The organism is Methylocystis sp., from assembly GCF_050246715.1.
Classification (GTDB): domain Bacteria; phylum Pseudomonadota; class Alphaproteobacteria; order Rhizobiales; family Beijerinckiaceae; genus Methylocystis.
The window spans coordinates 1-10,364 of the sequence record NZ_JBFWVN010000079.1 but is presented as its reverse complement, the minus strand read 5'-3'; the positions used below and the strand labels follow the sequence as shown (position 1 = coordinate 10,364).

Genomic DNA, 10,364 nt, shown 5'->3' with positions numbered 1-10,364 from the left:
GACAGCGGCGCCGGATCAATTTGCAAGCAAACAGCATCCCGCGCAGCGAAAACCTGCGGAAACGATTACTTCCGCAGGTCTCAAAACTTCGTCACGTCAACGCCTTGCGAGTTCTTCACGGATGACCGGGCCAAGGCAGCCTTGGAGCGCATCAAGGTTCAGCTTGCGCCTCAGCTGACGTTGGACGCGGATCAGGTCGAGCGCTTCGGCGCTTTCATGCGGGAGCGGATCACGACGGGCGAGACGACCTTTCGCAAAGCCTATTTGCGCTCAATCGTCGACGCCATCGAGGTCGACGACAAGGTGATCCGCATCCACGGCTCCAAAGCCAGCCTCGAACAGGCCGTCATCGCCGGAGAACAAATCGGCAAGGGTGTTCGCAGTTTTATACGCAAATGGCGCGCCCAAGGGGAATCGAACCCCTGTTTTCGCCGTGAAAGAGGGATAACCTACACTTATATGGACGATGGTGGACAGAACGCCGCCATATAATCACTGAATTTGCTTACATTTGTGTCCGTCATTATCCGCACTTGTCCACGCACGCCTTTTCCGTATAATATCCGTATACGGAATCGAAGACCCCTAAATGGCCCGGACAGTCAAGAACGCGAAAATTGACACCCGCTCCGCCCGCGCCAAGCTCGCGGAGCGTCGCGAGCCCTACTGGACTGTCATTTCAGCGGGCTGCGCCATCGGCTACAGGCGTGGCGCGAAAGGCGGGACGTGGATCGCTCGACTGCGTGACGAAGCCGGCAAGCAGAATTACAAGGCATTGGGAGCCGCCGACGACGCCCGCGACGCGGACGGCCTCACCGTGTTCACATTCCAGCAAGCGCAAGAGCGCGCGCGAGCGTTCTTCAAACGAAAGGCGAGAGAGCTGGCGGGCGAGTTCGCCCCGGAAGACGGACCATATACTGTCGCCAAGGCTCTGGATGCTTATTTCGCCGAACGCGCACGCAAAGGCTCGAAGGGCCTCGCGAAGGATCGTGCAGCCGCCAGCGCCAGGATAATGCCTGACCTAGGCGAAGCCGAAGTCGTCAAACTAACAACGAAGCGGCTTCGAGACTGGCAATCCGCCTTGGCAACCGCGCCGAAGTTAACCCGCGTCGGCCGGATGACGAAAAAGCGCCGCAAGGCCGTCGCGATCGATTCAAAAGACGCTGACGCCGTGCGCGCGCGTCGCGCGACTGCTAATCGCACGCTCACCGTCCTAAAGGCCGCGCTCAATCATGCCTTCCATGAAGGCCGCGTCGCCAGCGACGACGCATGGCGCAAGGTGAAGCCATTCCGTGAGGCCGACGCTCCGATTATCAGGTTCCTGACTGACGACGAGGCCCGTCGCCTCGTGAACGCTTGCGCTGGAGCCTTTCGTGACCTTGTGCGGGCGGCGCTTCTAACCGGCTGTCGTTATGGTGAGTTAACGCGGATGCGCGCCAGCGACTTCAGCCGGGAAACCGGAACGATCGCGGTCCGCGAAAGCAAGGCGGGCAAACCGCGCCATGTGGCGCTAACCGATGAAGGCCAGCTTATTTTTGCAGCGCTGACAGCGGGAAAAACAGGACGCGAGCCGATATTCGTCCGCGACGACGGCGCCACGTGGGGGCCGTCGCATCAGCAACGCCCCCTCGACGCCGCGAGCAAGCGGGCCAAGATCACGCCGGAGGCGACATTTCACATTCTGCGACATAGCTACGCCAGCGCGCTCGCCATGCGCGGCGTTCCGATGGGCGTCATCGCCGCGCAGCTCGGGCACGCCGACACACGCATGACTGAGAAGCACTATGCGCATCTGGCGCCGAGTTATGTCGCGGAGACCGTTCGCGGCGCGCTGCCAGCGCTCGGGATCGTGGAGCAATCGAACATCGCCCCCTTGAGGGGCTCGAAATCGGGCGGAGGTCCCGCCTGATAAGCGGCCGGGCGAGGCGCTGGTACCGTCAAGCCCGGCCTACCACAACGCGAAACTGGAGTTCGCATCATGGCTGAGAAACCACATACACCATCGCGGCGGGCGATGCTCGCCGGCCTTGCCGCCGCGCCTGTCGCCGGGATTCCTGCGTTAGCTGGCGCTGCCATTGGCGATGATCCGATTTTCGCCGCCATCGCCGAACATCGCAGAATGAAAGGCGTCGCAGACGCGGCTGGAAATGCAGTGTCATCCGCCATCCATGCGTTCGAAAAGGCGAGGGAAACTATCGGCCAAGTCATTTTCAAAGGCGAAAATGTTCACAGTTTGCTGCGTCTGGAGGCGCTTGCCGGACGCCACGAGCTGTTGTCCGACGCGGATCTTGAAGCAACGATCGCGCAAATGAGAAGGGGCTTCGCCGCGCAAAAGGCGGAACGCGCGAGCGACGCCGCGAAGCGCGAGGAAGCGGAATATTTGGACGCCCGCGCAGCGTTGGAATCTCGCCTGGGCGAATTCGAAAAGGCTGAACGTGACTGTCGCGTTGTCGAATTGGACGATGCGGCGTCGGATGCCTATTCCGCTCTATGGGATGCCGAACAAGCCATTCTCGAAACGCAGCCGACGACCCGCGCTGGCGCGCTGGCACTGCTGGACTGTGGTGCTCGCTATCTGGAAGATAACGGCAGCGATGAGCAGTCCGTCGTCGCCGAAGCCATCCGCAACGCCGTCGCGGTCCTGGAGCGGGAGGCGCAGTCATGACCGAGCTGAGCAACGTCAAGGCGCGGCTTCACCATCTGCCGCTTCACACCATCATCGCGCTGACATGGCGGATCAAACTCGCGCGGCTCTTTCTATGGTTCGCGCGCGTGACCGACACATACGACGGCGTCGCCATGAGAACGACTCGGCTCATCATCGAGAGCGCCGAGCGCTGCGCCGTCAGAGCGGACGATCTGCGGAGAAGGCTGAGGCCGTGACTTACGACCGCGCCGAGATTATGCGAGACGCCCACAAGCGATTCCGAGACGGTAAGCGCCTCGGGCTCGGCTGGAGTTTCGGGCAATGCTTGGCCACGGGGTGGGCAGCGGCGCGGGCCAAGCGGCGATCGGTTTCGAGAGCGGCTTCCATCCCTCGAGAGGCCAACTCGCGGCTCAATTGTTAAGCCAGTTCCTGTCAGCTCCCGCGGGCAAATTCCAAAGATTCTCCACGGCTGGCGGTGTTTGCGCGCCTGCGCCTGTCTGGTGAGCGCCCAGTTCGCCCTGCGCCACGAGGTCGCTGCGTTGCGACATGTCGCGCGCCTTAGCATCGGCGACGCTCGGTAGCCGATCATCAAGCGCTGGGTCGCGGGGTCCATTGTTGGGTTGATGGAGCGCGAGCATCTCGCGCGCCGCGGTGGCGTCGATGCTCGCGCTGGGAGCCGCCAGCGAGCGATACGTCATTGGCTCCGACGTGTTTGCCACAGTCGCCGGTCCAGACGCGGCGTTGCACGCGGAAAGCGTGACGAAAAACGCAAGAACAGCGACGCGAGGCGACAACATGCGGCGCATCTCACTCTGTATTGTTTGAGAAATGATGAAGGCCGGGAATTTATCCGCTATGCCTGCCTTCTTCTCCGATGCGCTGCTGCCTCGGGATTTGCGGTGTCAGCCGTGGCGGTAACACGCAAGCCAACCGCCCCCATGTCGTAGCAACAGAACGCCCCGACCGTGGATGTAACGGCGGGGCGTTTTTGTCTCTCAGCCGGGACAGGCCAACGCTTCTTTCTCATTCCCTCGCGAGCAATTACAGATGGCACTCCGATTGATCTGCAATATAGGCTTGTCGCTTTTGTCCCATATCGGAACAGGCTTGCGCCGAGTTGGGTAACAATTGTGGGGAAAGCCAGAATGTTTGCGTTTGTTCGAGACCACTGGCTCCAAATTATAGTGGGCTGGGGGATATTAGCTGGCTTGGCGTGGCTGTTTATCTATGGAGCCGGCAGAGCCTCGGAGGGCAAGCGTCGATTTCCGCAACGCCCGACGCGCAAATTGCATGTCAAATGTCTCCGAGGCCGTATTGGATTCGCGAAATGTATGACGCGAGCGCCTTGGCGTCGGTGCCAGACAGGCGATTAACGAGACCCCGCCTGGTCGGCTCCTCTTCGAAATAGGCATAGGCGAGCGCAATGCCGTTGGCGTCTTCGACCGCGAAGGACTCTGCGGCCTTGCGGATACGCAGCGGCAAGGCATAGGGCATGGGCGTCATTCGCTCCACGCGGCGCCGATCAGATCGGCGAGGCGCTGGAGCTTTTCCCAGAAGAGATGCTTCGTGATCCGCCGGATGAGGCTAGCGCGATGGTGCTTTCGCCTGAGCCGCCTATTACGCGACCTTGGCGAGGCGCTGACGCCGGACGACTTGAAGCGCCTGCTTTGAGTCCTAGCTCATCATGAGCGCGGTTTTCATGCTCGTCCGCGCCCAAGAACGCCCCGACCGTGGATGTAACGGCGGGGCGTTTACTCGAAAAGGGATTGGCGGCAACGCCAAGCCGATCACATCTGACTGGCCGCAGGGCACTGCTGACGCGGATGGCGTCGCGCTTGGCGTTGCAAGCGCAGGCTGCCGCTCATCGATTAACAAACCATTAAGCGCCAGCGCCCGACCGCGGATGAATGGCGGGGCGTTTTGCTGCGAGGCCGCCAAGCCCCGCCAATCGCGCAGAGCCGCCCCCCTGCCTCGTCGCCGCTGTCGCCGCCCTTCTCGCACGAAATAAGCCTCGCGCCATGCTTGACGCGCGTGAGTCTTCCATTCGAAGGATTGCTGTGCTTCGCTTGCCAATTGGGCCGGCGACCAAGAGTGCCGCGAGTCGGCGGGTCGATTGCGTCCCTGCGCCCCCCGAGAATATCTGTTTCCAGAGTAATAGCGCCAGTGATATCATCCCCTCAGCCAGCGTTCCTCCATTGAGCCAAAGAGAGAAGCTCCTAGATGCCATTCTTCGAAACCCGCAGGACGTGCGGCTCGACGACGCTTGCAAGGCCGCCAAATGGATTGGCTTCACGAAGGAGAGCGGGTCCGGCAGCCACCACGTCTTCTCCAGACCGGGAGAAGAGACTCAGCTCAACTTCCAACGGAAAAAGGACGGAAAGATCCCTCCCTATCAGGGCAGACAGCTCGGAGTGATGATCAACAAGTATCGAGACGCTGATGACGAAAATTGAGCGCTATCCGTCGCAGGTGTTTTGGAGCGAGGAGGACGGTGGGTTCATCGCCCTCGCCCCTGATCTACCCGGCTGCTCGGCCTTCGGCGAGACCAAAGGAGAGGCTCTGGCGGAGTTGGACCACGCCGTCACGGCGTGGATCGGAGCGGCCGAGGCGGCGGGAAACCCCGTCCCGGAACCCTCTGAGCTCCCTGTGCCGAGCTCCTACAGCGGCAAGGTTCTGCTGCGGCTACCGAAAGAGTTGCACGCTAAGTTGGCGCAGTCGGCGAAGCGCCAAGATGTGAGCCTCAATCAGTATCTCTTGTACGTGATCGCGACAGGCGAGGCGCACGTTTCCCACGTGAACCCCGGATCGACGGGCGTCACAGGGAGTAACGTCATGACGGGCGGCGCTATCACGGCGATCAAGGCGCCCGTCGAATTTTTTCCCAGCGTGGGCCCTCCATTGGTCACGGCGAGCGGCGCTCTTCACAGCTCCTCGGCGCAGACCAAGCCGCTTTTCTTTGCACCGGTCACCCCGAACCGCCAATGGACTGCTCAGACGACTGGCGTCGTCGTACATCGCCAGGTCGGCAGAGGCAGAGGCAGACGTCAGATGAACTTGGATACTATCGCTAAACTTCAGTCGCAAACTGGGAACGGATGACAACGTGGCCGAGCCAACGCAATTCTCGTTTAGTCTGCAGGAAGCTACCGTCGCCCTGTTGGAGAAGCAGGGCATCGCATCTGGCAGATGGATGCTGGCGTTTGAGTTCAGCATATCGGTCGGAACTTTTGGGTCATCGCCTCAAAACATAAAGCCGGGGGCTATGCTCCAAGTTGCGAAGCTACAATTGACAAAAGCGCCCGACGAGCCTGCAGATAATCCCCTGGTGGTTGACGCCTCAAAGTTGAAGCCTACGCCTGCAAAGACCAAAACTGCTCAGCGGAAGTCGTAACAGCGGGGCGTTCGGCGTTTTTGGGTTGAAGCCGATCGCGGCGGGGCTATTTGAACGCAGTCGGCGCAACCTGTGCCGATCCAACCCTCCCAGGAGTTGCGCGAACTATCGCCCGGTCGAAACGGCCGGGCTTTTTCGTGCGATGGTCGGAGTCTTCGCGCATCAATGCGCTGCAGCAACGAATCTGGTCGGACGCAGCCCTAACGAACTGGCGCAATCCTGCCTGTGTGATAAATTGACCCTCGCACGGCTTAGCTTTTGTGTGGTGAGGTGCGGGCGGTGACGCGTCTCGTGTTGGTTGACCAAAAGAATTGCGTTCGCGGCGATACCGCGACGTTGGGATCCTTGGCATGGGCATATGCCTCTATGTGCGGTAATAAAAACGACGTAGCGGATTTGGCCACCGCGGCAGCCCGCTTGTTGGACGCAGAGTTTGGCCAGCCGAGCCGCGGCTATAGCTTTTCGACCTTCGCTATGAGGGGCGACGTAGACGGCTATTTCGTTTTCGAATGTGATCGCGCTGCGGACCGAGCGCCGCCGCCGCTGTCGGATGGCGCTGGCCCAGAGGCGACCGCCGCGGTCATGACTGCATGTTTCTACGTGGGCTATGTCCGCCGCCACCATTGACGGCCGCGACCGTCAGCATACGCCACGCACCTATGTTTGATTAAGCTTACGTTCCAATCTTGCTAGTACAGCTCGAATCTCGGCGGGCAATTCTTCGGTAATTATCTCGCAGAAATAATTACGTAATTCGTTGCCAATTTGCTGGATGCTCGCGAAGGGCAGTTCCTTATGCTCATTATCGAGCGGGTCGCTTCTTCGGTTATTTCGTTCTGTCATCAAGCCCCGCCCAAGGCGCCAACCCTTGGGCGACGGTTTTGTTCCTACTTTTTGGAATTGTGCCGCGCCAGCGCTCCCCGATCGCAACCCTGATGAACTGGATGCGAAGCTGAAAAAAACCCGCGACCGTGAAGCCGCGGGCAAGGATTGCTGCGGACGTCGCTACAATTGGCGACGCTGGTTAACTAGGGCTGAAGCGCGCTGAAGCAAGCTCGCCGAGCAAGAAGAATTGGTCCGGTGGTGGAAGGCGAATGTTCGCGGGGATGGAAGGCCGAGCGAAACTGTCGCCGTTCCGCGACAGTTTTCAGTTGCGGAAGCGGAAGACGAAGCTGGAATCTCCAAACAGCAAGTTTCCAAGTGGCATAAGCGCCTCGCTGATAGAGAGAAATATCGCGCCGCTCTTTATGAAGCGGCTTGGCGCAAGGCCATTGTCGCGGCGTCGCGACAATTTGAGTTGGATGGCAGACCGGCAAATTTGCCGCTGAAACTTCGCGCCGGCGCGAAGTTCTGAGCTTTAGCCACCATGCCGAGGTAGCCGCGCTTCCGCCAGCGCAAGCCGACGCGCTGCTCGACCAAGCCGAGCGCGAATGCGCATCGCACTTATGCACAGCTTCTCTTGTGTCGCTCAGCGGCCGTTGTTATCTGCGGCTATGCGGGGATAGGCGTCGCGAGCCGACAAGTTGGGAATGCATCGCCCAATTTCCCTGCGCTCATTTTCGATGCGCGCGAGATGCAGCGCGATGACGCACAGGAAACGGCGATGGCGGACGCTGCCATGCGCTAGCTATACCGGCTCCGCGCCAGCGTTCGAACTAACGGACGCTGAATGGGAGACTGTCGGCGGCGACTACTGCCAGCTAAGTCAAGATGACCGGGAATCCATTTCGCGCGCCGTTGTTCGATATTTTAGGGATATGCCTTTTGAGACCAACGTTCATCCACATAGTGAATTGGCGAGCCGGCTAAACACAATTCGGGAAGCGGCTTCGTCACTCTATCAAGCCCTGAGTCCACGAGACAAGGACGGCAACGAATTGATGGACGGCAGCATCGCCCGGGAGATGGTGGCGGCGCGGGTGCAGAACGTCTGGCAAAAATACGGCGGTCGGCGACCAAATGGCGAGCGCCATCTGATGGGGCTGGTAATGGACATCATGCTCGCGGCTTCCGGCGAGAAACGCGAGTTGGATGATGATTCAACGCCTGAAATTAAAATTCACGACGCTTGGCAGCAACTGGCCAGCGACGTGATGAATTGGGCGAAAGGGTGCGGGCTTTCTTTTACGATAGCGAACAGGACCGAAAACTCCAGGAATTGGCCTTCGCCATTTGTTAAGTTTTTCACTCGCCTGCAAGACACCATGCCAGAGGATTATAGAGAATTCGTGGGCGACGGCCCTCTAACCGCAGCGCTACTTGCCGTTCGTGAAAAGTCGAAAAAAGAGGACAAAGGATAGATTCGATTTAGGGGAATAAAAGTCGTAAACCGCGCGCAGATAATCCCATTATCGCGCGCATTTAATAGTCCACAGTATGCCCGCCATGAGCCAAGGCATTCCGCTCGCGGCGATATTGGTGGACAACATGGAGAGACCTGAAGTCACCGGGCGCAAGGTGGGCGACGCCGCCACCGCGCTCGACGGCGATTGGATCGCGACGCCTTTTCGGAAATGGTGCCGCGACGCCGGAATATCCGTTTCGCACGGCTACAATCTCGTAGCACAGGGCAAACTCAAGATCACGCATCTCGGCAATCGCGCGCTCATGACGCGCGCCGAGTCCGACCGCGTTATGCGGGAGGGCGTTTGAGAGATGGCCAACACAGCAAAGAGCCCGCCGGCGGCGACCGGCGGGGCTCAGAATTCGCTTTCAAGCGGGCTCGCTGAAGGCAATTTCTACGATAAGTCCACCGCCGCCCCGCCGCAAGGCTTGATTGGGGAGCGCTGCCGATGAGACAGCCTCCGTTCCGTCCTCGCTCGCAATTTGGCGAAGCCTCGCGCGAATATCGGCGCGAAGCTGAACGCCGTCCCCCGCCGCTCCCGCCGGCGCGATGGCGCGACACGCCGCAAGAGCCGGTTGGCGCTTACGTCCCGCCGCCCGGCGAGCCGATTCGCGTAGCAAATGGCGCATCGCAACGTCCCGCCGTTGAACTTACTTGCGCGTCCACCTTGCGGCCGGAGCCGGTTAATTGGCTCTGGCCCGGATGGCTTGCGCGCGGAAAGATGCACATCATCGGCGGACAGCCGGGCACGGGCAAGACGACGCTTGCCATGCGAATGGCGGCGACGACGACGATCGGCGGTCGATGGCCGGACGGATCGCATTCGCCTCTCGGCAATGTCGTCATCTGGAGCGGCGAAGACGATCCCGCGGATACCCTACTGCCGCGCCTGGTTGCGTCTGGAGCCGATGTCGAGCGCGTCTTCTTCGTCGGCGATGTCGCCCAGGGGGAAGAGCGTAGACCATTCGATCCCGCCAAGGATATGGAGCCGCTGCGGGAGGCCATCGCAAAGACCGGCGGCTGCAAGCTTCTAATTGTTGATCCCGTGGTGTCCGCAGTTGCGGCGGACAGCCACAAGAACGCCGACACGCGCCGAGCATTGCAGCCGCTTGTCGATCTGGCCGCAAGCGTCAATGCCGCGCTGCTCGGCATAACGCATTTGAACAAGGGAACGTCCGGCCGCGAGCCGATCGAGCGAATTACCGGCTCCATCGCCTTCGGCGCTCTGGCGCGTGTCGTCATGATCGCCGCGAAGGAGGGCTGGACCGAAGACGGGACGCCGCCGCGGCGATTCCTCGCCCGCGCCAAAAGCAACATCCGCCCGGACGAAGGCGGCTTCGCCTATGAGCTGCTCCAAGAGCCTATGCCCGGCAATGATCGTATCATCGCCTCCATAGCGATATTCGGCGAGGCGATAGAAGGCACGGCCCGCGACATGCTCGCGGCGGCCGAGGCGGAACCGTCGGAGGACAATGGCGCGCTCGGCGAGGCCGAGGACTTCCTGAAAAAGCAGTTGGCGGAAGGCCCGGTCCAGACGACCGAGTTGAAGGCGGCGGCGACGGCGCACGCCATCGCATGGCGGACAGTTGAGCGCGCAAAGAAGATGCTCGGCGTCGAGGCTACGCGCATCGGCGAAGAGGGTGTCCGTGGGGGCGGGCGATGGATGTGTCCGCGCGCATAAATTCAGATCATGCTCGACGCCAACGAAATCGCGATTGCGCTCGCCTGCGTCCTGGACGCGGGTTTGTCCGCCATCGACCCGAGCGGCGCGGCGCTTCGCCGGGCTCAGCGCATCCTGCGCGATGGTCTTCGCCTCGCCGAAGAAATGAACGCAGCGGACAATGACGCCGCATCCATCATTCGCGAAGTCGTCGCCACAATGTCAGAAAGTGAGAACCTATGACCACGCCCGCCCCGATTCTCGAATCCCGTGTCGACCTCGCTGAACACAAACGAAATATCTGGTTTGCGAGCGCCCCGCT

General features: G+C 60.7%; 10 protein-coding genes. 8 read left to right on the top strand and 2 right to left on the bottom strand.

The annotated features are described in order from the left end of the window. The first annotated feature begins 141 nt into the window (after positions 1-141). The 4 genes from AB7I51_RS16670 to AB7I51_RS16655 all read left to right on the top strand — a co-directional run bounded on the left by AB7I51_RS16670 (position 142) and on the right by AB7I51_RS16655 (position 2,883). Entirely contained in the window at positions 142-492 is a 351-nt protein-coding gene (locus tag AB7I51_RS16670; protein ID WP_428406335.1) for a hypothetical protein, read from the top strand. A 97-nt stretch (positions 493-589) separates the two neighbouring features. Continuing rightward, positions 590-1,909, top strand: a complete 1,320-nt coding sequence (locus tag AB7I51_RS16665) for a tyrosine-type recombinase/integrase (RefSeq protein ID WP_428405406.1) — start codon at positions 590-592, stop codon at positions 1,907-1,909. Positions 1,910-2,233: 324 nt separating this feature from the next. After that, positions 2,234-2,665 (top strand): hypothetical protein, encoded by a 432-nt coding sequence (locus AB7I51_RS16660; RefSeq protein WP_428405407.1) that lies wholly within the window; start codon positions 2,234-2,236, stop codon positions 2,663-2,665. Further along, positions 2,662-2,883 carry a hypothetical protein gene (locus AB7I51_RS16655; RefSeq protein ID WP_428405408.1) on the top strand — a complete coding sequence of 74 codons (222 nt, stop codon included), beginning with the start codon at positions 2,662-2,664 and terminating at the stop codon, positions 2,881-2,883. The genes AB7I51_RS16660 and AB7I51_RS16655 overlap by 4 nt, the downstream gene beginning before the upstream one ends. A 174-nt stretch (positions 2,884-3,057) precedes the next feature. Here AB7I51_RS16655 and AB7I51_RS16650 read toward each other — a convergent pair whose 3' ends face one another. Continuing rightward, positions 3,058-3,345, bottom strand: a complete 288-nt coding sequence (locus AB7I51_RS16650) for a hypothetical protein (RefSeq protein WP_428405409.1) — start codon at positions 3,343-3,345, stop codon at positions 3,058-3,060. A 595-nt stretch (positions 3,346-3,940) separates the two neighbouring features. Next, positions 3,941-4,150, bottom strand: coding sequence for a hypothetical protein (locus tag AB7I51_RS16645; RefSeq protein ID WP_428405410.1), 210 nt, complete (start codon positions 4,148-4,150; stop codon positions 3,941-3,943). A 936-nt stretch (positions 4,151-5,086) separates the two neighbouring features. Here AB7I51_RS16645 and AB7I51_RS16640 point away from each other — a divergent pair. The 4 genes from AB7I51_RS16640 to AB7I51_RS16625 all read left to right on the top strand — a co-directional run bounded on the left by AB7I51_RS16640 (position 5,087) and on the right by AB7I51_RS16625 (position 10,063). After that, positions 5,087-5,746: a toxin-antitoxin system HicB family antitoxin gene (locus tag AB7I51_RS16640; protein ID WP_428405411.1), complete on the top strand. Its 660-nt coding sequence runs from the start codon at positions 5,087-5,089 to the stop codon at positions 5,744-5,746. A gap of 2,172 nt (positions 5,747-7,918) precedes the next feature. Beyond that, positions 7,919-8,338 (top strand): hypothetical protein, encoded by a 420-nt coding sequence (locus AB7I51_RS16635; protein WP_428405412.1) that lies wholly within the window; start codon positions 7,919-7,921, stop codon positions 8,336-8,338. 85 nt (positions 8,339-8,423) lie between these two features. Further along, on the top strand, positions 8,424-8,690 hold the full coding sequence (locus AB7I51_RS16630) for a hypothetical protein (RefSeq protein WP_428405413.1): 267 nt from the start codon (positions 8,424-8,426) through the stop codon (positions 8,688-8,690). 140 nt (positions 8,691-8,830) lie between these two features. Further along, positions 8,831-10,063 (top strand): AAA family ATPase, encoded by a 1,233-nt coding sequence (locus AB7I51_RS16625; RefSeq protein ID WP_428405414.1) that lies wholly within the window; start codon positions 8,831-8,833, stop codon positions 10,061-10,063. Positions 10,064-10,364 lie beyond the last annotated feature (301 nt).